Genomic DNA, 22,844 nt, shown 5'->3' with positions numbered 1-22,844 from the left:
CCCGGCCGCCCCGCCCCCCCCCCCGCGGGGGCGCCCCCCTGCGGCTCAACCCCAACCCCCCCCCCCCCCCGGGCCGGCCCCCCCCCGGGGGGGGGGGGCCCCCCGGCCGGGGGCGGGCCCCCCCCCTCCGACTGTGTCAGCGCGTCAGGGTCGCGTGGTGGACATAGAGGGAGCCCAGGTCGTCCTCGCTGTTGCCGACGTCCATGAGCATCGCCTTCGTCACGATCTGCATGTGCGTGATCGCCTCCTCCGCGGAGAGCCACTCGGAGAAGATGAGGACGCTCCCGCCGTCGAGGGCGATGTGGATGTTCGCCGCGATCGCTCCCGGGTAGGCACGGTCCGCGCCCGCGGCGGCCTCCTCGGACGCCAGCAGATCGGCGATCCACCGCCGGGCCGCCTCATGCCCCTCCATGGGGAACGCGGCGACCGGGAAACTCCGGGCGGGCGGCGGGGGGTCGCTCACCGCGGTCCCGCGGACCACCTGGTACAGCCGGTACGGCACGAGGCCGCCGGACCCGGCCGCCGCGCCCGGGGCGGCGCGGAATCCGCTCTCGTTCAGCAGGGACTTCTGGAGCGTCTCCTCGGAGGCCCACTGCTCGTACGTCAGCACCTGGCCGTTCTGCGTGCTGGTGAAGCAGTTGACGGAGACGAGTCCCTGGGGCCACTCCACGGACCGCCAGTGCGACACGACGGCGTCGGCGACGGCCTCCTGACCTTCGCCGCCGCCGGCGTTCAGCACGCCGACGAGTACGGAGTCGACATCGGGGCGGCTGATGCGGGGAAGCGTGTCGGGCGTGCTGGACATCCACAACTCCTCAAGGCGTGGGATACGGCACTGCGTATTCCATTCTCCGCCGCATGGGAGTGAATTCGGCCGAGGGCCGGTCCAGGACGTCGACAAATGAATGTCAGGGTGCTGCCACCTCTGCAAAGCCTTTTCAAGGAACGTCAATTCAAGGCGAACTCTCTCCCGGCGGGGGTGTGCCGAGCAGCAGGGCCGCGACCTGTTCGAAGTACGGCGTGATGTCGTTGACGCAGGCGTCGGAGAGGGCCGGCGTGTGGGCGATGGAGCGGGCGACGTTGATACCGATCAACCAGGCCGTGAGCAGTTCCGCGCGCAGTTCGCGATCGGGCAGGTCGACGAGTTCCTCGAAATTGCGCACATAGGTGTCGTACAGCTGCGAGTTGAGCTGCTCGCGGCACTGCGGGCGGCTCGACGACAGCAGCAGCGCGGTGAGCGGCTGTCCGCCCGCCGTGCCGTCCTCGTCCTGCCGCATGGCCGTGTGCAGCAGGCGGGTCGGGAGATACGCCGGTGCGTCGTCGGTCCCGGTGTCCACCGGCTCCCGGAGCAGCTGCGAGGCCTCCTCGAACAGCCGCTCCTTGGAGCCGAAGTAACGGAAGATCAGCGTCGCGTCCACACCCGCGTCCCGGGCGATGTCCCGCACGCTCGTCGCGTCGTAACCCACAAGGGTGAATCGGGCCCTGGCCGCGGCCAGCAGCGCGGCCCTGGTGGCCGCGCGGTCACGCTTGCGCTTCGGGGGTGTGGTCACCGGTGCCTCCTTGAAGTCAGCGGTCGTTGACATCGTAGTGGAGGGCACCCTAGCTTGAAGCAAGTCATCACCCGATGACTTGATGGGCGGCTCTGCCGTGCGGCGAGGTTCGAGGAGTTCTTTGATGAAGACGGTCGTGATCACGGGCGGGAACGACGGGATCGGCAGGGGGCTGGCGCTCACCCGTCTGGAGCGCGGGGACAAGGTCGTCGTGATCGGCCGCAGCGAGGAGAAGGGGAAGGGGTTACTGGCGGCGGCCGAGGAGCGCGGCGCCGGTGACCGGGCCTTCTTCATCGCGGCGGACCTGAGCCTGGTCGGTGAGAACCGGCGGGTCGTCGAGGAGATCAAGACCTCGTTCCCCGTCGTGGACGCGCTGGTGCTGTGCGCGCGGTTCTTCCGCTCGGAACGGCTGCGGACCGCGGACGGCTACGAGAACACCTTCGCGCTCGAATACCTCAGCCGCTATCTGCTCAGCCACGGTCTGACCGAGGTCCTGGAGAAGTCCGCGCAGCCGGTCATCGTGAACGTGGCGGGCCCGGGCATGCAGAAGCCCGGCATCCGCTGGAACGATCTCCAGCTGGAGCGCGGTTACAACGGCGTCGGTGCCCAGATGCAGGCGGGCACGGCCAACGACCTGCTCGGCATCGCCTACGCGGCCGGGCGCACGGGCCGCACGAGCTACGTCCTGGTCAACCCCGGCTCCACCGCGACCAGTTTCACCGGACTGTACGACGCCATGACCAAGACGCACGTCGACGCCCTGAAGCGGATGGGCAAGCCCGTCTCCCAGGCCGTCGCGCCCATCGACGCCGTCATCGACGGGCCGCCGGCCGAGCCGCTGAGCGCCTTCGTGGAGGGCAGGCGCATCGGGGTCGACCACCCCGCCCTGTTCGACAAGGAAGCCGCGGCCCGCCTGGCCGCCGTCACCGAGGAACTGCTGGCCCGCTGATTCCGCGCGGCGCGGCCATGTCCGTGCCGGTCCCGGCGGCCCGCACGCCGCCGGTACCGGGAGCGGTGCGGGGCCAGGCCGTGTCCGCGAAGTCCCTCCCCCGGAGGGGGTGCCCCCAGCCCGGCGGCGCCTGGCACGCTCCCCCGGAGGGGGACCCCCATGACGCCGCCGGGCCCGCCCTCCGGGCGGACGCCGGGACTTGGCGGACACGACCTAGCCGGGCAGTACGGAAGAGGGCGGCGCGCCCGTTTCTCCCTTCACCTCCGGCTGGGGCACCGAGGCGCCGGCCCCGGGCTTGGGAACCGGCCAGGCCGTCCGGCCGAACCGGCGCATCGCGGGTATCTCCACCAGCGTGTACAGCAGCCAGGCCAGGAACAGGGAGACCAGGTAGAAGGCGAGGATCAGGGCGACGGCGGCCGGGATCGACCAGACCCGCTCGCGACCGCCGATCAGCTCATGGCCGTACGTGATCACGCTGATGTGGACCATGTAGAGCGCGAAGGACAGCTCCCCGAGCCAGACCACCGTCCGCCCGGCCATCGGGTTGCGGCGCCCCTGGATGTCACCGATGGCGGCGGTGGGGATGAGCAGGGCCAGCGGCAACACCATGATCGCCGCGACCCGGTAGTCGGCGGGCGCGTACAGGGCGCCCGCGTAGGCCCCCGCGAACAACGCGGTGACGGGGAGGAAGCCGATGTGGATCCAGCGGCCCGACAGCACGATCAGCGCCAGCAGGATGCCCAGCGCGAACTCCAGTGCCCGTACCGGCGGGAAGAACGAGAGCGCGAAGTAGTGCCAGGCCGAGACCGCCGGATCCCAGGGCAGCGGGGTGCCGAAGGGGACGACGGCTCCGACGAGCGCGGGCAGCGCGACGATCAGCGCGACGGTGCCGAGCGCCCAGTACCAGAGGCGCCCCGGACGGATCCTCGACAGGGTGCTCAGCAGCCAGGGGAAGGTCAGATAGAACACCAGTTCGCAGGCCAGGCTCCAGCTCACCGGATTGCCGGCCACGCTGTAGCCGATGTCCGGGATCCAGGTGTGCACCAGCAGGAAGCTGAGGACGCTGGGCAGCCAGCCGTCCATGTCGTCGGTGTTCGGCAGGGTCTCGAACGGAGACGTGGCGATGCCGGTGGCCAGCATGAGCAGCATCACGAGGGCCCAGGTGACGAAGTGGTTCGGGAGGACCTTGGCGAAGCGGCGGCGCCAGAACATGCGGTTCGAGTCGCCGGGCCTGGCCGACCAGGTGAGCACGAAGCCACTCAGAATGAAGAAGAACGAGACACCCATACCACCGGCCGCGCTGATCGCGAACTGGAAGTCGTGATTCAGGTCCGCGCTGCGGAACAGGCCCGAGGTGGAGATGTGGAAGAGGAAGACCAGAATCGCGGCGATTCCGCGCATTCCGGTGAGAGTGGGCAGCCGGGATCTGCGCTGCTCGGCGGTTATCCGTTCCCTTGGGAAGTCCCCCATGTGTGCACTCCGAATTCTGGGAATTGACTCTGCGAAATGGACGGTCGCCGGGCACGAGGGCCCGGTCAGCGCTCTTCCCGTACGGCGATGGCTCCCGTCGGGCAGCAGTCGACGGCCTCGTGGACGGCGTCGGCGAGTTCGGCCGGTGGGCGGGCCACGAGCAGGACGACCCTGCCGTCCGTGTCGTCCTGGTCGAAGACCTCGGGCAGGGCCGCCGCGCACTGCCCGGAACTGCAGCACTTCTCCGGGGCGGTGGTCAGCACCAGCGCCACGGCCCTCACCACTCCACCGGCAGGCTGAACAGTCCGTAGATGTTCCCGCCGTGCCGGAAGTCCAGTTCCTCCAGCGGCTTGGCGACGCGCAGTCCGGGCAGCCGGCGAACCAACGCGGCCAGTGCGGACTGGAGTTCGATCCGGGCGAGCGGCTGCCCCAGGCACTGGTGGACACCGAAACCGAAGGCCATGTGGCGGCGCGCGTCGCGTTCGATGTCGAGCAGGTCGGGGTCCTCGAAGGCGCGCGGGTCGCGATTGGCCGCGCCGATCTGCAGCAGTACGCCCTCCCCGGCCCGGACGGCCGTGCCCCCGATCTCCAGGTCCTCCCGGGCGACGCGCTGCAGACCGCTCGGCACGATGCTCTGGTGCCGCAACAGCTCCTCCACGGCGGCCGGCACCAGCTCCGGACGCTCGCACAGCTTCGCCCACTGCCCGGGCTCGCGCTGGAGTGCGAGCACCCCCAGCGCGATCTGGTTGGCCGTGGTCTCGTGGCCGGCGATGAGCAGGTTCAGGGCCATTCCCGCCACCTCGTGCCTGCTCAGACGGCCGGGAAGCTGCTGCTCGACGACGAGGCGGCTGATCAGGTCGTCACCCGGATCGGCGGCCTTCTCGCACGCCAACCGGTCGAGGTAGGCGGCGAGTTCACCGAGCGCCGTGTTCACGTCCTGCGGCGCGGCGGTCGTGTCCTGCACCAGCTGGCTGCGCTTCTGGAAGTAGGCGTGGTCCTCGTACGGCACCCCGAGCATCCGGCAGATGACGAGCGACGGCAGCGGCAGGGCGAAGGCCTCCATCAGATCGGCCGGTGCGCCGCCGGCCGTCATCCGGTCGAGCAGCGCGTCCACCGTGGTGTCGATCTCGGACCGCATGGCCTCCATCCGCTTGACGATGAACTCCTGGGTGAGCATGCGGCGTTGCGTGGTGTGCTCGGGCGGGTCCATCCGGATGAAGGTGATCAGGGACTCGCCGATGGCCTCGCTCTGCGCGGCGGAGAGAAACGGGAAACCGTGCCGCCGGACGTCGGAACTGAGGCGCGGGTCGCGCAGTGCCTGGCGGATGTCCGCGTGCCGGGTCACGAGCCACGGGCGGCTGCCGTCCCAGAGCGTGACACGGGTGACCGGCCGCTCCTCGCGCAGCTCGGTGGCGTGCGCGGGCGGGTCCATCGGGCACCCGGTCGTGGTGAACGGAAAGGCGGGGGCGGGGGAGTCGGTGGCAGGCATGGGTCCTCCCGGACATCGCGGCACACGGGGGCTGCTCGACGCAGACGTACCGTCCGTGAGCGGAGCCGGCGGGCCCCGCTCGGGTGCGGACGGTTGGTGACGCTATCCGGCCAACTCAGGCCTCAGTCAACGAAGTTGACATTGCCTTGCTGGTTTCCTGAACCTTTGACGATTCTCTGCGCATCCGCTGACTCAGAGCGAGTCGACGGGTTCCGCGGCCCGGGTGCCGAAGGCCTGGAGGAAGGTGTCGACCGCGGCCCGGGTCAGCAGGCGCTGATCCTCGGCGGGAACCTGCTCGGTGCCGAAACGGGAGCGCTCCTCCATCGGGCCCGTGAGCAGCGCGATGAACTGCTCCGCGGCCTGGGCCGGATCCCGCAGCCGCAGCCGGCCGTCCAGTGCGAGGCGGGCCAGCCGGTCGGCCAGGGCCTCGGTGACGCGGTTGGTCCGCCCGCCCCGGACGATGTCGAGGAGGTCGGGAAAGCGTGTGGCCTCCGCGTAGATGAGCCGCCGCAGCGCCCAGGACTCGTCGCTCGAGTAGCACAGGAGCAGCCGGTCGCCCACGTCTTCGAGGACCGCCCGCAGATCGTCCCCCGGCGCGGTGAGCCGTCCGACCACGGCCAGGTTCTGGGCCATGGCGGTCTCGGAGGCGGCCTCGATGGCGTGCCGGAAGAGGTTCGCCTTGTCGCTCAGGTGGTTGTAGACGGTCGGCTTGGCGACGCCCGCCTCGGCCGCGATGGCCTTCACGCACGCGTTCGCATATCCCTCGCGTGCGAAAACGGTGAAGGCGGCCTCCAGGATCGCCTGCCGCTTGTCGATGCGTCCCCGGGGTGCCTTCCGCCCGGACGCCGCTGAAGTGCTCGCTTCGGTCACGAGCACAGGGTACCTCCCCGGCCGTTTACCTGAACCCATGGGTTCAACTTTATGTACCGCGTGGTTGCGCACTACTAACGGGATCACTACATTGAACCCGCTGGTTCAATCACAAGCTGAGATCTTCAACCGGAGAAGCGATGACGGAAGTTCGGGATGACCGATTGGAACCCGCACTCGTGCGGCTGATCGCAGTGGTCCTGCTGGGAGGGATGCTCGGCATCCTCAACAGCACGATGGTGGCTGTTGCGATCGATCCCCTGAGCAAAGAGTTCGACGCGTCCATCACCACAGTCGGCTGGGCTTCCACGGGCTTCCTGCTGGCCGTCACGGCGACGATCCCCTTCACCTCGTGGGCGGTCGACCGCTTCGGCAGCAAGCGCATGTGGATCATCGGCCTCAGCCTGTTCCTGTTCGGATCGCTGCTGTCGGCACTGGCCTGGAACGCGGAGAGCCTGATCGGCTTCCGGGTGCTCCAGGGCGTGGCCGCCGGTGTCCTCGATCCGCTGGTCCTGGTGCTGCTGGCCCGAGGCGCGGGTCCCGCGAGGGCGGGCCGTGTGATGGGCCTGATGGGTGTCGTCCTGTCCCTCGGCCCGGTGCTCGGGCCGGTCGCGGGCGGCGCCATTCTGGAAGGGATGTCCTGGCGCTGGATGTTCCTGCTCAGCCTGCCCGTCGGCCTTGTCGCGCTGGTCCTCGCGGTGCGGATCGTGCCGGCCGACCCGCCGCGCGGGAGCGAGGAGTCGCAGATGCGGCTCGACGTACTCGGCCTGGCTCTGCTCGGCCCGGGCTTCGCGGTGCTGGTCCTCGCCCTGTCGCAGAGTGCCGACCGGGGAGCGTTCACCGTGTGGCAGGTGCTGCTCCCGCTGATCGTCGGTGTGGTCGCGCTGATCTGGTACGCCGTCCACGCCCTCGGTGTACGCCGTGTCCCTCCGCTGATCGATCTGCGGCTGTTCAAGAACACCAGCTTCACGGCGAGCGTCACCGTCATGACCCTGAGCGGTCTCGCGACGTTCGCGAGTCTCTTCGCCCTGCCGCTCTACTACCAGCAGCTCCAGGGGCACGGCACGCTCGCCGCCGGTCTGCTGGTGACGCCGGTGGGTCTGGGCGCCGCCCTCGCGATGCCGCTGGCCGGCACACTCAGTGACAAGATCGGCAGCCGGTTCCTGGCCCAGGCGGGTGCGGTCGTGGCCGCTCTCGGCGGTCTCTTCCTCGCCAGTGTCTCCGCGACCGCCAACGAGGTCTGGCCGTCGCTCGCCGCCCTGGTGATGGGCCTCGGCCTCGGTTTCGTCGGGGCGCCGACGATGGGCTCGCTCTACCGCACGCTGCCGATGCACCTGGTCCCGCAGGGCAGTTCGGTGCTCTACATGCTGAACCAGCTGGGCGCGGGCATCGGCATCGCCCTTGTCACGGTCATCCTGAAGACCGTCGGTGACGGCGATGTCCTGAAGGGCATCCACGGCGTCTACTGGTTCGCGATCGGCACGCTGGGCTTCCTCCTCGTCGCCACCTTCTTCCTGCCGGGCCGTATCACCGCGCCGCCGACGGCCGCCGCCCCGGCCGGGGAGGAACCGCAGACCGTACCCGCGTCCTCCTGACACCACGGTCCGGTCGCGGGCCGGACCGTGCCTCCGACAACCCCTGCGCCGGGTAAACATCCCCCGTCCCCGGCGCAGGGGTTTCGCATGTCCACGCGGGCGGTCCGGGCCCGCCTTCACGAGTTTCTGACATTCCCCAAAAACTTCTGTACGCGATTTGATGGTCCTTCGATCAATCCTTGAGCAGCGGCCATTGGATCCACCGGACCCACCGGAGAAAATTGGTGGGCAGGACACCGTTTCCCTTCTCAGGAGGAACTGACCCCATGGAGTCTCAAGCCCCGCAGGTGCCCGTGGAGCCCAACGTGGGACAGGTGATGGGTATCCTGTCCGGCTTCTGGCAGACGAAGATCCTGCTCACCGCGAACGAGTCCGACCTCTTCACCCACCTGTCGGAAACCCCGGCGACCGCAGCGGAGTTGAGTGAGCGACTGGGATTCCGGATGCCGGGCGCGGGAGACTTCTTCCTGGCCCTCGCCGGCCTCGGCCTGCTCGAACTCGACGGTGGTGTCTACCGCAACTCGCCCGCCGCCGAACGTTTCCTGGTCCGGGGGCGCCCCGAATTCGTCGGTGGCTATCTGCGGTTCTGCGAGACCGAACTGAATCCGGCGTGGACCGGACTCGGTGAGTCGTTGCGCACCGGAAAACCGCACAACTCCGCCGCCGTCCAGGGAAATCCGTACCATTCCCTGTACGCGGACCAGGAGGCGACCGACTCCTTCCTCGACAGTATGGACATGTTCAACACGCCCATCGCCGCACGGGTCGGCGGCCTCGACTGGAGTTCGTACAAATCCTTCGTCGATGTCGGCGGCGCTCGCGGCAATCTCGCCCATCACCTGGTGGGCGCACACCCGCATCTGGAGGCGGGAGTGTTCGATCTGCCGCCCCTGGAGCGTGCCTTCGCGCAGCACGTCGAGAAACTCGTCCCGGCGAAGCCGATCGCCTTCCACGGCGGGGACTTCTTCACCGACCCGCTGCCCGAGGCCGATGTACTGATCTTCGGTCACATCCTGCACAACTGGGGCACCCAGGAGCGGATCAAGCTGCTGAACAGCGCCTACGCGGCCGTCCGCCCCGGTGGCGCGGTGATCATCTACGACCCCATGGTCAGCGACGAGGAGCCGTCGCTGTTCGCCGTCATGGCGAGCCTCAGCATGCTCGTGTGGTCCGCCGGAGGCCATGAGTACTCCGTCGACGACTGCCACGGGTGGCTTCGGGACGCCGGGTTCCGGCCCGAGACGGTGGGACAGACGGATCCTCGCGACGATGTCCTGATCGTCGCCCACAAGGACCGCTGACAGCTTCGGCCGTATCCGGCGACCGCCGCTCCGGTGGCGGTCGGGTCTCCCCGCGCGGGCAGTGGGGCGTGGAGCGTGACGGTCCGACCGTCCGCGCGAGGAGAGGAGGGCTTCACCGTGCGCAAGGTGCTCATCGCCAACCGTGGCGAAATCGCTGTCCGCGTTGCCCGGGCCTGCCGGGATGCCGGAATCGCGAGCGTGGCCGTGTACGCCGACCCGGACCGGGACGCTCTGCATGTCCGCGCCGCGGATGAGGCGTTCGCCCTGGGCGGTGACACCCCGGCGACCAGTTATCTCGACATCGCCAAGGTGCTCCAGGCCGCCAAGGACTCCGGGGCGGACGCGATCCATCCCGGATACGGCTTCCTCTCGGAGAACGCCGACTTCGCCCAGGCCGTCCTCGACGCCGGCCTGACCTGGATCGGCCCGCCCCCGCAGGCCATCCGTGACCTCGGTGACAAGGTCGCCGCTCGTCATATCGCCCAGCGCGCCGGTGCCCCGCTGGTCGCCGGCACGCCCGACCCGGTCTCCGGCGCGGACGAGGTCGTCGCCTTCGCCCAGGAGCACGGCCTGCCCATCGCCATCAAGGCCGCCTTCGGCGGCGGCGGACGCGGCCTGAAGGTCGCCCGGACGCTGGAAGAGGTCCCGGAGCTGTACGACTCCGCCGTCCGTGAGGCGGTGGCCGCGTTCGGGCGCGGGGAGTGCTTCGTCGAGCGCTACCTCGACAAGCCCCGCCACGTGGAGACCCAGTGCCTGGCCGACTCCCACGGCAACGTGGTCGTCGTCTCCACCCGTGACTGCTCGCTGCAGCGCCGCCACCAGAAACTCGTCGAGGAGGCCCCCGCCCCCTTCCTCTCCGAGGCACAGGTCGCCGAGCTGTACGCCTCCTCGAAGGCGATCCTGAAGGAGGCCGGCTACGTCGGCGCCGGAACCGTCGAGTTCCTGGTCGGCATGGACGGCACGATCTCCTTCCTGGAGGTCAACACCCGCCTCCAGGTCGAGCACCCGGTCACCGAGGAGGTCGCCGGCATCGACTTGGTGCGCGAGATGTTCCGCATCGCCGACGGTGAACCCCTCGGCTACGGCGACCCGGAACTGCGCGGTCATTCCTTCGAGTTCCGCATCAACGGCGAGGACCCGGGCCGCGGCTTCCTGCCCGCCCCCGGCACCGTCACCACCTTCAACCCGCCGTCGGGCCCCGGTGTCCGCCTGGACGCGGGCGTCGAGTCCGGCAGCGTCATCGGCCCGGCCTGGGACTCGCTGCTCGCCAAGCTGATCGTCACCGGCGCCACCCGCGCCCAGGCCCTCCAGCGCGCGGCCCGTGCGCTGGCCGAGTTCCAGGTCGAGGGCATGGCCACCGCCATCCCCTTCCACCGAGCGGTCGTCACCGACCCGGCTTTCGCCCCCGAACTCACGGGCAGTCAGGACCCCTTCACGGTCCACACCCGGTGGATCGAGACCGAGTTCGTCAACGAGATCAAGCCCTTCGCCGCTCCGACGGATGCCGAGGCGGAGGACGAGACGGACCGGGAGACGATCGTCGTCGAGGTCGGCGGCAAGCGCCTGGAGGTCTCCCTCCCGTCCTCGCTGGGCATGTCCCTGGCCCGCACCGGACTGGCGGCGGGCGCCAAGCCCAAGCGCCGCGCGGCCAAGAAGTCCGGTCCGGTGGCCTCCGGCGACACCCTCGCCTCCCCCATGCAGGGCACCATCGTCAAGGTGGCCGTGGAGGAGGGCCAGGAGGTCAAGGAGGGCGACCTGGTCGTCGTCCTTGAGGCCATGAAGATGGAACAGCCCCTCAACGCCCACAAGGCCGGCACCATCAAGGGCCTCGCGGCAGAGGTCGGCGCCTCCCTCACCTCCGGCGCCCCCATCTGCGAAATCAAGGACTGAGAACCAGGGGAGGGACACCATGTCCGGTCGTCCCCGGACGTACACGTTCGCTGCGGCCGACGTGCTGCCGGGCACCCGGCAGGCCTACGGTCGGGAGGGCGGGCCCACGGGTCCGGGCACTGTCCGGCCGTGCCTCGGCGCACTCATGGACCGCGACCGGATCGTCACCGACAAGGGAGCAGCCCCGCCATGACCCCTTCCGACGCAGTCCGGGTGCCCGTCTCACCCGGAGTACGGACGATCACCCTGGACGCCGACGGAGTCGTCCTGTCCGCGCTGCTCCGCGAGCCCCGGACACAGCCGCGCGCGGTGGTGGTCGCCCTGCACGGCGGCGGCATGAGCGCCGGCTACTTCGACGGCCAGGCCCATCCGGATCTCTCCCTGCTGACTCTGGGCGCGAGTCTGGGCTACACGGTCCTGGCCCTGGACCGCCCCGGCTACCGGCACTCCGCCGCACGTCTGCCCCAGGGACAGCACCTCAAGGGCCAGGCGCACTCCGTGCTGGCGGCGCTGGACGACTTCACCGCCCGGTACGACACCGGCGCCGGGCTGTTCCTGCTGGCCCACTCCTACGGCGGCAAGGTGGCGCTGTGCGCCGCCGCGGACCCGGCCGCCCGGAACCTGCTGGGGCTGGACATCTCCGGCTGCGGCCATGTGTACGCCGCCGACAGACACGAGTCGTTCGACCCGGCCGGCCCCGGACACCGGGTCAGGAACTGGGGCCCGCTGCGCCTCTACCCGCCGAACACCTTCCGCGAGAGCGCGTCCGTCGTGGCGCCCATGCCGCACCGGGAGCGAACAGACGTCGCCCGTTGGCCGGAGCTGTTCCCCGGCATCGCCTCGCGGGTGCGTGTGCCGGTGCGGATGACCTTCGCCGAGCACGAGGGCTGGTGGCGCCACGATCCGGAGACCCTGGCCGGGATGGCGGCCTGTTTCTCCGGCTCCCCGCGGGTGGTCGTCGACCGGCAGCCGGACGCCGGCCACAACATCAGCCTCGGCTGGACGGCCCGCTCGTACCATCTGCGGGCCCACGCGTTCCTCGACGAGTGCCTGCCGCGGCAATGAGAAAGAGGCTGACGGGTACTTTTCGCTCGCTGTCCGTGCGCAACTTCCGTCTCTTCGCCGGTGGACAGGTGGTGTCCGTCGCGGGCACCTGGATGATGGTCGTGGCCCAGGACTGGCTGGTCCTGGAGCGGACGGACAACTCCGCCTCCGCGCTGGGCGCCGTCACGGCGCTGCAGTTCACGCCGATGCTGCTGCTGACCCTGTACGGCGGGCGTCTCGCGGACCGGCACGACAAGCGGATGCTGCTGACCGTGTGCAACCTCGTCTCCGCGGTGGCCGCCCTCCTGCTGGCGCTCCTGGTCCTCGTGGACGCCGCGACGGTGGCGCACGTCTGTGTGTTCGCGCTCTGTCTGGGCACGGTCAACGCCGTCGAGGTGCCCACCCGTATGTCGTTCGTGAGCGAGCTGGTCGGTGCCGACCTGCTGCCCAATGCCTCGGCGCTGAGCGCCGCCTACTTCAATGTGGCCCGGGTGGTGGGGCCGGCCGTCGCGGGCCTCGTCATCGCCGCGTTCGGCACCGGCCCGGTGATGGCGCTCAACGCCTTCACCTATCTGGCCACGGTGGCCGGACTACGGCTGATACGGGTCGGCGAACTGCACCGCGCCCCACGCCAGGACACGCGTGTCAGGGTCGTCGACGGCCTCCGGTACGTCTGGTCCCGCGCCGACCTGGTGCTGCCGATGGCCCTGGTCGCGGCCATCGGAATGTTCGGCATGAACTTCCAGCTCACCCTGCCGCTGCTCGCCAGGACGGTCTTCCACACGGACGCTCTGGCGTTCGGGCTGCTGACGACCGCCTTCGCCGCGGGGTCGCTCCTCGCGGCCTTCGTCACCACGGCCCGCCGGGGCCGCCCGTCCGGCCGTACGGTGACCATGGCCGCGCTCGCGTTCGGAGTGCTGGAGACCGTGGCCGGCTGGGCACCCGGCTACGGAGCGGCCCTGGTGCTTCTGATGGCGACCGGCTTCACGTCGATCTATTTCGCCCAGGCCGCCAACCACCGGATCCAACTGGGCAGCGACCCGCGTTACCGGGGCCGGGTGCTCGCCCTCTACACCCTGATCCTGCAGGGCTCCACCCCGCTCGGCGCCCTGTTCGTGGGCTGGCTCAGCACGCAGCTGGGTGCACGCAGCGGTCTGTACGTCGGTGGGCTCGTGTCAACGGCGGCTGCTGTCGCCGCCCTGCTGGCCGACCGGGCCGGCGGCCGGAGCGGAACACCGGGCGGAGCCCCGAGCCGCCCTGGTACCGAGGTCCGCCGCCGCGTAATGTGACGCAGCGTGAAGATCCTCATCAGCGCCGACATGGAGGGCGCCACCGGCGTCACCTGGCCGGCCGACGTGCTGCCGGGCACCCCGCAGTGGGAGCGCTGCCGTTCGATGTTCACCTCGGACGTCAACGCGGCCGTGCTCGGCTTCTTCGACGGCGGCGCCGACGAGGTGCTCGTCAACGAGGCCCACTGGACCATGCGCAATCTGCTCCTGGAGCGGCTGGACGACCGGGTGGAGATGCTCACCGGGCGCCACAAGTCGCTGTCCATGGTCGAGGGCGTGCAGCACGGCGACGTCGACGGCATCGCCTTCGTCGGCTATCACGCGGGCGCCGGCATGGAGGGCGTCCTCGCCCACACCTACCTCGCCAACTCCATCACCGGTGTGTGGGTGAACGACGTACGGGCCAGCGAGGGGCTCCTCAACTCCCATGTGGTCGCCGAGTACGGCGTGCCCGTCGTGCTCGTCACTGGGGATGACCTCGCCTGCGAGGACGCGCTCGGATACGCGCCCGAGGCGCTCAAGGTCGCCGTCAAGGACCATGTGTCGCGGTACGCGGCCGTGTGCCGTACGCCCGCCAGGACCGCCTCCGACATCCGGGCCGCCGCGAAGGAGGCCGCCGCGCTGGCCGTACGGCACGAGCCGGTCGTCGGCGGGCCGTTCACCGTCGCGCTGGAGTTCGACGCCGAGCATCTCGCCATGGCCGCGACCGTCGTGCCCGGTGTGGCGCGGATCGGCGAGCGGAAGGTGGCGTACACCAGCGGCACAATGTACGAGGGAATTCGTACCTTCAAGGCGGTCACGACGATCGTCTCGGCCGCGGTGGAGGAGCAGTATGGCTGAGCAGCAGGCGCTCGACGAGGTGGTGTCGTTCACCTCGGATCTCATCCGGATCGACACGACCAACCACGGCGGCGGCGACTGCCGGGAGCGCCCCGCCGCCGAGTACGCCGCCGCGCTGCTCGCCGAGGCGGGCCTCGAACCCACGCTGCTCGAACGGACCAAGGGGCGGACCAACGTCGTCGCCCGGATCGAGGGCACCGACCCCACCGCCGACGCGCTGCTCCTGCACGGACACCTCGATGTCGTACCCGCTCAGGCCGACGACTGGAGCGTGCACCCCTTCTCCGGGGAGATCCGCGACGGCGTCGTCTGGGGGCGAGGAGCCGTCGACATGAAGAACATGGACGCGATGATCCTCGCCGTCGTCCGCGACTGGGCCCGCCAGGGCGTCCGGCCCCGGCGGGACATCGTCGTCGCGTTCACCGCCGACGAGGAGGACAGTGCCGAGGACGGTTCCGAGTTCCTCGCCGCCGAGCACCCGGAGTTGTTCGAGGGGTGCACCGAAGGCGTCGGCGAATCAGGGGCGTTCACCTTCCACGACGGCGCCGGACGGCATCTGTACCCCATCGCCGCCGGCGAACGGGGCACGGGCTGGCTGAAGTTGACCGCGCGCGGACGCGCCGGGCACGGCTCGAAGGTCAATCACAGCAACGCCGTCACCCGTCTCGCCGCGGCCGTCGCGCGAATCGGCGCGTACGAGTGGCCACTTCGCCTCACTCCCACTGTCCGGGCGGCCCTCACCGAACTCGCCGCGCTGTACGGCATCGAGCCCGACCTGGACGACGTCGACGGGCTCCTCACCAAGCTCGGACCCGCCGCCCGGCTCGTCGAGGCGACTGTCCGCAACAGCGCCAACCCGACCATGCTGAACGCCGGTTACAAGGTCAACGTGATCCCCGGCGAGGCCGTCGCCTACGTCGACGGGCGCTTCCTGTACGGCTGCGAGGACGAGTTCTGTACGACTCTCGACGAACTCACCGGTCCTGACGTCGCCTGGGAGTTCCACCACCGCTCGGTGGCCGTGCAGGCGCCGGTGGACTCACCCACGTACGCCCAAATGCGGGCCGCTGTCGAGGAGTTCGCGCCCGAGGGCCATGTGGTGCCGTACTGCATGTCCGGTGGCACCGATGCCAAGCAGTTCTCGCGGCTCGGCATCACCGGCTACGGATTCGCGCCGCTGAAGCTTCCCGAGGGCTTCGACTACCAGGCACTCTTCCATGGTGTCGACGAGCGTGTCCCGGTCGAGGCGCTGCACTTCGGCGTCCGGGTTCTCGACCGGTTTCTGCGGACGGCCTGACAGTGGGGGAGACAGTGCAGACACTGCCGTACGGATCATGGCCTTCGCCCATCGACGCGGCACTGGCCGCCGAGCACGACGGGTCCCCCGAGTACGTGGGATTCGTCGGCGACGAGGCATGGTGGACCGAGCCCCGGCCCACCGAGGGCGGTCGGCGCACCCTGGTGCGGCGGCGCGCGGACGGCTCCCAGGAGCAGGTCCTGGACGCGCCGTGGAACGTGCGCAGCCGGGTCATGGAGTACGGCGGACATCCATGGGCGGGGGCGGTGCGCGACGGCGGTTCGGTGGTCGTGTTCGTCGACTTCGCCGATCAGCGGCTGTACTGCCTGGAGGAGGGACAAGAGCCGCGCCCGCTCACGCCCTTGTCCTCGGTCGGGGGCGGACTGCGGTGGGTGGAGCCGCAGTTGCGGTTCGAACTCGGCGAAGTGTGGTGCGTACTGGAGGAGTTCACCGGCGACGGCCCCACCGATGTACGGCGGGTGCTCGCCGCCGTGCCGCTGGACGGATCGGCGGCCGACGACCGGAACGCCGTACGCGAACTCACCGACGACCGGCACCGGTTCGTCACCGGGCCCCGGATCTCGCCCGACGGGCGGCGCGCGGCCTGGCTCGCCTGGGACCATCCCCGGATGCCCTGGGACGGCACCGAACTGGTCCTCGCGGACGTGGGTGCCGGCGGCACGCTGAGCGGGGCCCGGACCGTCGCGGGAGGGCCCGAGGAGTCGATCGCGCAGGTGGACTGGGCGGGCGACGGAGCGCTGCTGTACGTCAGCGACCGCTCCGGCTGGTGGAACCTGTACCGCGACGACGTGCCCGTGTGCCCCCGGCCGGAGGAGTTCGGCGGGGCGCTGTGGAAGGTCGGGCAGCGCTGGTTCGCCCCCCTGGAGGGCGGTCTCGTCGCCGTCGTGCACGGGCGCGGGGCGACCACGCTCGGCATCCTGGACCCCGAGACCGGCGACGTCGTCGACGCGGCAGGCCCCTGGACCGAGTTCGGGTCCACCCTCGCCGTGCACGGGGAGCGGGTCGTCGCCGTCGGGGCCAGTCCGCGCAGCGCGTACGAGGTCGTCGAGCTGGACACCCGTACGGGACGGGCCCGGGTGATCGGCGCCGCCCATCACGACCCGGTCGACCCCGTGCACTATCCCGAGCCGCAGATCCGCACCTTCACCGGCCCCGAGGGCCGGGACATCCACGCGCACATCTATCCGCCGCACCACCCCGGGTGCGTGGCGCCTGCCGACGAGCTGCCCCCGTACGTCGTGTGGGCGCACGGCGGGCCGACCGGGCGGGCGCCGCTCGTGCTCGACCTGGAGATCGCCTACTTCACCTCGCGGGGCATCGGCGTCGCCGAGGTCAACTACGGCGGCTCGACCGGGCACGGACGCGAGTACCGCAACCGGCTGCGCGAACAGTGGGGCGTCGTCGACGTCGAGGACTGCGCGGCCGTCGCGCTCGCCCTTGCCGACGAGGGCACCGCCGACCGCGCCCGGCTCGCCGTCCGGGGCGGCAGCGCGGGCGGCTGGACCGCCGCGGCCTCCCTCACCGGCACCGACGTCTACGCCTGCGGCACGATCCTCTATCCGATTCTCGACCTGGCCGGCTGGGGCTCGGGCGAGACCCACGACTTCGAGTCGCAGTACCTGGAGACCCTCGTCGGCCCGCTCGCCGAGGTCCCGGGCCGCTATCTGGAACGCTCGCCCGCCGAGCACGCCGCCGACATCACCGCGCCCTTCCTGCTCCTGCAAGGACTGGACGACGTGATCTGCCCGCCCGTGCAGTGCGAGCGGTTCCTCGCCCGGCTCGCGGCGGAGGGACGGCAAGTGCCGCACCGGTACATCGCGTTCGAGGGGGAGGGCCACGGATTCCGCCGGGCGGACACGACCATCCGCGTCCTGGAGTCCGAACTCTCCCTGTACGCACAGGTCTTCGGCCTCGCCCCGCCCGGCATCCCGACCCTGGAGCTCGTCAAGTGAAGCCGCTGGTACGGCCGTCGAGGCTCGCGCCCGGGGCTCGCGTGGCCGTCGTAGCGCCCAGCGGGCCCGTGCGCGAGGAGCGGTTGCAGGCCGGGCTCGACATCCTGCGCGGCTGGGACCTCGACCCCGTCCTCGCACCCCATGTCCTGGACCGGCACCGGGAGTTCGACTACCTCGCGGGTACGGACACCGACCGGGCCGCCGACTTCCAGGCAGCCTGGTGCGACCCCACGGTCGACGCCGTGATCTGCGCGCGTGGCGGCTACGGCGCACAGCGCATGGTCGACCTGCTCGACTGGGACGCGCTGCGGGCGGCCGGGCCCAAGGTGTTCGTCGGCTTCAGCGACATCACCGCGTTGCACGAGGCGTTCGCGGTCCGACTGGGCCTCGCCACCCTGCACGGACCGGCGGCGTCCGGCGTCGACTTCGTCAAGAACGCGCGGGCACAGGAACATCTGCGGGCCACGCTGTTCGATCCTGAGTCGGTACGGGTCATCAGTGCCGCGGCCGGGTCCGTGCTGGTGCCCGGGCGGGCCCGGGGCGTCACCCTCGGCGGCTGCCTGGCCATGCTCACCAGCGACCTCGGCACCCCGCACACCCGGCCCGGTTCGCGCGGCGGGCTGCTCATGATCGAGGACGTGGGGGAGAGCGCGTACCGCGTCGACCGCGCCCTCACCCAGCTGCTGCGCGCGGGCTGGCTCGACGGCGTCGCCGGGATCGCGCTCGGCTCGTGGGAGCGGTGCGGTCCGTACGAGGCGCTGCGTGCCGTGTTCGCCGACCGGCTCGGCGGGCTCGGGGTGCCGGTGCTGGAGGGGTTCGGGTTCGGGCACTGCGAGGGGGCGCTGACGATCCCGTTCGGGGTGGCCGCCGAGCTGGACGCGGACGCGGGGACGCTCACGCTGGAGGAGCCGGCGCTGCGGTGAGCGGAGTGCGCGTCGGCCTTCGGCGCCCTCACCCGTCCGGCGTACGCCCGGGCGCGCGAGAAGCTCCGGATCGGCCCATGCTGGCTGTATGAGCCCGAAGACCTCCGAGAGCGGCGGCAAGGCCGGTGGCGGAACCGGTGGTCCCCGGGGGCTGCTGACCCCCGTCAGGGTCGCCGTCGGGGCGCTCGCCCTGCTCGCCCTGATCTTCATCTTCGAGAACACCCGCGCCACCAAGATCCGGCTGCTGATCCCCGAAGTGACCATGCCGCTGTGGATGGCGCTGCTCGGCACCGCGGTCATCGGCGCCCTCTGCGGGGCCTACTTCATGCGGCGCCGGCAGTAAGGAAGAGCGCAGGTGGGAGCGGTGAACAGGGGCCTCGCGTAGGGTGTCCGGGTGTCTGAGCACCGTGGATTTCTCGCCGAAGGGCCCCGCGTGGGCATACGCCCGTTCACCTACGAGGACGGTGCCGAGTTCATCGCCCGGGTGCGGGAGAGCAGGGAACTGCACCACCCCTGGCTGGCTCCGCCGGCGAGTCCGGACGCCTATGCCTCGTACGCCGGGCGACTGATCGAGGACCCGACCAAGGCGGGGTTCCTCGTGTGCGAGAAGGACGACGGTGGTGCCGTCGCCGGGTTCATCAACATCAACAACATCGTCCAGGGCGGCTTTCTGTGCGGGGCCCTCGGGTACGGGGCCTTCGCGCACGCGGCCGGGCGGGGGCTGATGGGCGAGGGGCTCGATCTCGTCGTGCGGTACGCGTTCGGGCCGCCGCTGCGGCTGCATCGCCTGGAGATCAATGTGCAGCCCGGTAACACCGCGTCGATCGCTCTCGCGCGGCGCTGCGGCTTCCGGCTGGAGGGTTTCTCGCCGGACTTCCTGTACATCGACGGGGCCTGGCGGGACCACGAGCGGTGGGCTGTCACGTCGGACATGCTGAAGGGCTGAGCGGTTCGTTCACTGCGGCCCGGTGGGGGCTGGTCGCGCAGTTCCCCGCGCCCCTACGGGCGCGGGGCGCAGGCAGACGTTTGGGGGCTCTGGCCAGGGGGACGCGGAAGGTTCCGTACGCGCGACATCGCCGGAGGCGAAACGTGAGTCGACCCCGCATCCTGATCGTCGGCGCCGGTTTCGCCGGGTACCAGACGGCCCGAAGTCTGGCCCGGCTGACCCGGCAGAAGGCCGACATCACCCTGCTGAACCCGACCGACCACTTCCTGTATCTGCCCCTGCTGCCCCAGGTCGCCACCGGTGTCCTGGAACCCCGCCGCGTCACCGTCTCCCTCCCCGGCACCCTCCGCGATGTGCGCCTGGTGCTCGGCGAGGCCGAGGCCGACGGCATCGATCTCGACGCGCGCACCGTGCGCTACACCGACCCCGAGGGCGGACACGGCACCCTCGGCTACGACCGGCTCGTCCTCGCCGTCGGCAGCGTCAACAAGCTGCTGCCCGTGCCAGGCGTCGCCGAGAACGCGCACGGCTTCCGGGGACTGCCCGAGGCGCTGTATCTGCGCGACCACGTGACCCGGCAGATCGAGCTGGCGGCCACCGCCGACGATCCCAAGAGCTGCGCCGCCCGCTGTACGTTCGTCGTGGTCGGCGCCGGCTACACCGGCACCGAAGTCGCTGCGCACGGACAGCTGTTCACCGAGGCGCTGGTCCGCAAGCAGCCGTTGCGCGAAGGCCTGCGGCCGCGCTGGATGCTGCTCGACGTCGCACCGCGTGTCCTGCCCGAGCTGGACGAGAAACTGTCGCGCACCGCCGACCGGGTGCTGCGGCAACGGGGCATCGACGTCCGCACCGGAACCTCCGTGCAGGAGGCCACCGACGGTGGAGTCCTGTTGTCCGACGGGGAGTTCGTCGAGTCGCGCACCCTTGTGTGGTGTGTCGGAGTTCGACCTGATCCTCTTGTCGAGAGCATCGGCTCGCCCCTGGAGCGCGGGCGGCTGATCGTCGATCCGTACCTTCAAGTGCCGGGCCACCACGAGGTGTTCGCGTGCGGGGACGCCGCCGCCGTGCCCGATCTGAACAACCCCGGTCGGTTCACCGGGATGACCGCACAGCACGCCTGGCGGCAGGGCAAGGTCGCGGCCCGCAATGTCGCCGCCTCGCTCGGCATCGGCTCCCGCCGCGCCTACCGCCACCGTGACCTGGGGTTCGTCGTCGATCTGGGCGGGGTCAAGGCCGCCGCCAACCCGCTCGGCGTCTCGCTGTCCGGGCCGCTCGCCGGTGCGGTCACCCGTGGCTACCACCTCGCGGCGATGCCCGGAAACCGGGTGCGCGTCGCGGCCGACTGGCTGCTGGACGCCGTACTGCCGCGCCAGGGCGTGCAGTTGGGGCTCGTACGGTCCTGGTCGGTGCCGCTGGACACGGCGTCGCCGGAGCTGGCGCGGGTGCCGGAACAGCACTCGGCGCGAGCTCCGGAACAGCCCTCGGGGCAGGCTCCGGAACAGCCCGGGGCAACGTCCGAGGCAACGGAAGGAAAGTCGTGAAAACCCTGGAACCCCTGCACAGCACCGCCGAACTCGCCGAGCTGGGACAGCAGTTGCGCGTCGACAGCGTCCGAGCCGCCGACGCCGCGGGCTCCGGGCATCCGACCTCGTCCATGTCCGCAGCCGACCTGATGGCCGTACTCCTGGCCCGTCACCTCCGCTACGACTTCGACCGTCCGGCCCACCCCGGCAACGACCGCTTCGTCCTCTCCAAGGGACACGCCTCGCCGCTGCTCTACGCCGCCTACAAGGCAGTCGGCGTCATCGACGACGCCGAGCTGCTCACCTTCCGTACCCTCGGCAGCCGGCTCGAAGGGCACCCGACGCCCCGACGGCTCCCGTGGGTCGAGACGGCCACCGGATCGCTCGGCCAGGGGCTGCCCGTCGGCGTCGGCATCGCGCTGGCCGGGAAGCGGCTCGACCGCACCGGGTACCGCGTGTGGGTGCTGTGCGGGGACAGCGAGCTGGCCGAGGGGTCGGTGTGGGAGGCCGCCGAGCACGCCTCGTACGAGCATCTCGACAACCTCGTCGCCGTCGTCGACGTCAACCGGCTGGGGCAGCGCGGGCCGACCCGGCACGGACACGATCTCGACGCGTACGCACGCCGGTTCAAGGCCTTCGGCTGGCACACCGTCGAGATCGACGGCCACGACGTCGAGGCCGTCGACCGGGCCTACGCCGAGGCCGAGTCCACCACCGGGCAGCCCGTCGTGATCCTCGCCCGCACCCTCAAGGGCAAGGGCGTCGCCTCCGTCGAGGACCGCGAGGGACTGCACGGCAAGCCCCTGCCGGACGCCGACGAGGCGATCGCCGAACTCGGTGGCCCGCGCGACCTTCGCGTCCGTCCGCCCGAGCCGCGCGCCGCCCGCGCCCTGCACGCCGTACGCGCCGGACACCTCGAACTGCCCCGCTGGGACAGGGGAGACGCGGTCGCCACCCGGGACGCCTACGGGCAGGCGCTCGCCGCGCTCGGCCACGCTCGGGGCGATGTCGTGGCCCTCGACGGCGAGGTGAGCGACTCGACGCGCGCCGAGGCCTTCGCCAAGGAGTTCCCCGACCGGTTCTTCGAGTGCTACATCGCCGAACAGCAACTGGTCGCCGCCGCCGTGGGGTTGGCGTCGCGCGGCTGGATCCCGTACGTGTCGACGTTCGCCGCCTTCCTGACCCGCGCGCACGACTTCCTGCGGATGGCGGCGGTCAGCGGGGCCCGGATCAACGTCGTCGGCTCGCACGCGGGTGTCGCGATCGGGCAGGACGGGCCCTCCCAGATGGGCCTGGAGGACCTGGCGATGTTCCGTGCGCTGTACGGCTCGACGGTGCTGTATCCGTGCGACCCTCATCAGACCGCGCAGCTCGTCGCCACCATGGCCGGCCTCGACGGCATCGGCTATCTGCGCACCTCGCGCGGCGGGACACCGGGGCTGTACGGGCCCGGCGACGAGTTCCCGATCGGCGGCAGCAAGGTGCTGCGCACCGCCGGGCGCGAGGACCGGCTGACGGTGGTCGCGGCGGGCGTGACCGTCCACGAGGCCCTGTCCGCCGCCGACGCGCTCGGCGCCCAGGGCATCCCGGTGCGGGTCGTCGACCTGTACTCCGTCAAGCCCGTCGACCAGGTCACCCTGCGCCGGGCCGCCGAGGAGACCGGCTGTCTGCTCACCGTCGAGGACCACCGCGAGGAGGGTGGCATCGGCGACGCGGTCCTCGACGCCTTCCTCGACGGACGGCCCATGCCCCGCCTGGTACGCCTCGCCGTCCGTACGATGCCCGGCTCGGCGACCCCCGACGAGCAGCTGCACGCCGCGGGCATCGACGCCGACTCGATCATGGCGGCGGGCCGGCTGCTCGTGGAGGAAGCGATCACGCCGTGAGGACGAGGA

Annotated in this window: 21 protein-coding genes; 15 read left to right on the top strand and 6 right to left on the bottom strand. The window is 70.9% G+C overall.

From position 1 onward, the window contains the following. Positions 1-136: 136 nt before the first annotated feature. Together ACFYXF_RS39060 and ACFYXF_RS39055 are read right to left on the bottom strand one after the other, a co-directional pair. Positions 137-805, bottom strand: coding sequence for a hypothetical protein (locus ACFYXF_RS39060; protein ID WP_389356744.1), 669 nt, complete (start codon positions 803-805; stop codon positions 137-139). A 148-nt stretch (positions 806-953) separates the two neighbouring features. Then, the gene (locus ACFYXF_RS39055; protein WP_389356743.1) at positions 954-1,550 is read right to left on the bottom strand and encodes a TetR family transcriptional regulator; all 597 of its coding nucleotides are present in this window, start codon (positions 1,548-1,550) and stop codon (positions 954-956) included. Positions 1,551-1,674: 124 nt separating this feature from the next. Here ACFYXF_RS39055 and ACFYXF_RS39050 point away from each other — a divergent pair, with 124 nt between their 5' ends. Continuing rightward, complete coding sequence (locus ACFYXF_RS39050; RefSeq protein ID WP_389356742.1) at positions 1,675-2,499, top strand: SDR family NAD(P)-dependent oxidoreductase; 825 nt, start codon at positions 1,675-1,677, stop codon at positions 2,497-2,499. 213 nt (positions 2,500-2,712) lie between these two features. Here ACFYXF_RS39050 and ACFYXF_RS39045 read toward each other — a convergent pair whose 3' ends face one another. The 4 genes from ACFYXF_RS39045 to ACFYXF_RS39030 form a co-directional block, all read right to left on the bottom strand. Further along, positions 2,713-3,969, bottom strand: a complete 1,257-nt coding sequence (locus tag ACFYXF_RS39045) for an acyltransferase family protein (protein WP_389356741.1) — start codon at positions 3,967-3,969, stop codon at positions 2,713-2,715. Positions 3,970-4,034: 65 nt separating this feature from the next. Further along, positions 4,035-4,241, bottom strand: coding sequence for a ferredoxin (locus ACFYXF_RS39040; protein ID WP_389356740.1), 207 nt, complete (start codon positions 4,239-4,241; stop codon positions 4,035-4,037). 5 nt (positions 4,242-4,246) lie between these two features. Further along, positions 4,247-5,458 (bottom strand): cytochrome P450, encoded by a 1,212-nt coding sequence (locus ACFYXF_RS39035; protein ID WP_389356739.1) that lies wholly within the window; start codon positions 5,456-5,458, stop codon positions 4,247-4,249. 192 nt (positions 5,459-5,650) lie between these two features. Then, positions 5,651-6,328 carry a TetR/AcrR family transcriptional regulator gene (locus tag ACFYXF_RS39030; RefSeq protein WP_389356738.1) on the bottom strand — a complete coding sequence of 226 codons (678 nt, stop codon included), beginning with the start codon at positions 6,326-6,328 and terminating at the stop codon, positions 5,651-5,653. A 179-nt stretch (positions 6,329-6,507) separates the two neighbouring features. Between ACFYXF_RS39030 and ACFYXF_RS39025 the strand changes: the two genes are divergently transcribed. The 14 genes from ACFYXF_RS39025 (at position 6,508) to ACFYXF_RS38960 (ending at position 22,835) form a co-directional block, all read left to right on the top strand. Further along, entirely contained in the window at positions 6,508-7,923 is a 1,416-nt protein-coding gene (locus ACFYXF_RS39025; RefSeq protein ID WP_389356737.1) for a DHA2 family efflux MFS transporter permease subunit, read from the top strand. A 266-nt stretch (positions 7,924-8,189) separates the two neighbouring features. Beyond that, entirely contained in the window at positions 8,190-9,224 is a 1,035-nt protein-coding gene (locus ACFYXF_RS39020) for a methyltransferase (protein WP_389356736.1), read from the top strand. A 117-nt stretch (positions 9,225-9,341) separates the two neighbouring features. Further along, entirely contained in the window at positions 9,342-11,114 is a 1,773-nt protein-coding gene (locus ACFYXF_RS39015; RefSeq protein ID WP_389356735.1) for an acetyl/propionyl/methylcrotonyl-CoA carboxylase subunit alpha, read from the top strand. A gap of 19 nt (positions 11,115-11,133) precedes the next feature. After that, positions 11,134-11,307: a hypothetical protein gene (locus ACFYXF_RS39010; protein WP_389356734.1), complete on the top strand. Its 174-nt coding sequence runs from the start codon at positions 11,134-11,136 to the stop codon at positions 11,305-11,307. Next, a complete protein-coding gene (locus tag ACFYXF_RS39005; protein WP_389356733.1) occupies positions 11,304-12,179 on the top strand; it encodes an alpha/beta hydrolase in 876 nt (291 codons plus the stop codon). Before ACFYXF_RS39010 ends, ACFYXF_RS39005 begins: the two co-directional genes overlap by 4 nt. Then, a complete protein-coding gene (locus tag ACFYXF_RS39000) occupies positions 12,176-13,447 on the top strand; it encodes an MFS transporter (RefSeq protein WP_389356732.1) in 1,272 nt (423 codons plus the stop codon). Before ACFYXF_RS39005 ends, ACFYXF_RS39000 begins: the two co-directional genes overlap by 4 nt. Positions 13,448-13,453: 6 nt before the next feature. Continuing rightward, positions 13,454-14,287, top strand: a complete 834-nt coding sequence (locus ACFYXF_RS38995; RefSeq protein ID WP_389356731.1) for a M55 family metallopeptidase — start codon at positions 13,454-13,456, stop codon at positions 14,285-14,287. Further along, complete coding sequence (locus tag ACFYXF_RS38990) at positions 14,280-15,584, top strand: M20/M25/M40 family metallo-hydrolase (protein WP_389356730.1); 1,305 nt, start codon at positions 14,280-14,282, stop codon at positions 15,582-15,584. The genes ACFYXF_RS38995 and ACFYXF_RS38990 overlap by 8 nt, the downstream gene beginning before the upstream one ends. Positions 15,585-15,598: 14 nt before the next feature. Next, complete coding sequence (locus tag ACFYXF_RS38985; RefSeq protein ID WP_389356729.1) at positions 15,599-17,557, top strand: prolyl oligopeptidase family serine peptidase; 1,959 nt, start codon at positions 15,599-15,601, stop codon at positions 17,555-17,557. Beyond that, positions 17,554-18,480 (top strand): LD-carboxypeptidase, encoded by a 927-nt coding sequence (locus ACFYXF_RS38980; RefSeq protein WP_389356728.1) that lies wholly within the window; start codon positions 17,554-17,556, stop codon positions 18,478-18,480. The genes ACFYXF_RS38985 and ACFYXF_RS38980 overlap by 4 nt, the downstream gene beginning before the upstream one ends. Positions 18,481-18,568: 88 nt before the next feature. Then, on the top strand, positions 18,569-18,823 hold the full coding sequence (locus ACFYXF_RS38975) for a DUF1049 domain-containing protein (protein WP_389356727.1): 255 nt from the start codon (positions 18,569-18,571) through the stop codon (positions 18,821-18,823). A gap of 51 nt (positions 18,824-18,874) precedes the next feature. Next, positions 18,875-19,426 (top strand): GNAT family N-acetyltransferase, encoded by a 552-nt coding sequence (locus ACFYXF_RS38970; protein WP_389356726.1) that lies wholly within the window; start codon positions 18,875-18,877, stop codon positions 19,424-19,426. 143 nt (positions 19,427-19,569) lie between these two features. Further along, on the top strand, positions 19,570-20,967 hold the full coding sequence (locus ACFYXF_RS38965; protein ID WP_389356725.1) for an NAD(P)/FAD-dependent oxidoreductase: 1,398 nt from the start codon (positions 19,570-19,572) through the stop codon (positions 20,965-20,967). Then, on the top strand, positions 20,964-22,835 hold the full coding sequence (locus ACFYXF_RS38960) for a transketolase (RefSeq protein WP_389356724.1): 1,872 nt from the start codon (positions 20,964-20,966) through the stop codon (positions 22,833-22,835). The genes ACFYXF_RS38965 and ACFYXF_RS38960 overlap by 4 nt, the downstream gene beginning before the upstream one ends. Positions 22,836-22,844: the final 9 nt, after the last annotated feature.

This window comes from Streptomyces sp. NPDC002680 (assembly GCF_042889145.1).
GTDB classification, from domain to species: Bacteria; Actinomycetota; Actinomycetes; order Streptomycetales; family Streptomycetaceae; genus Streptomyces; species Streptomyces adonidis.
This window is presented reverse-complemented; position numbering and strand designations above follow the sequence as displayed.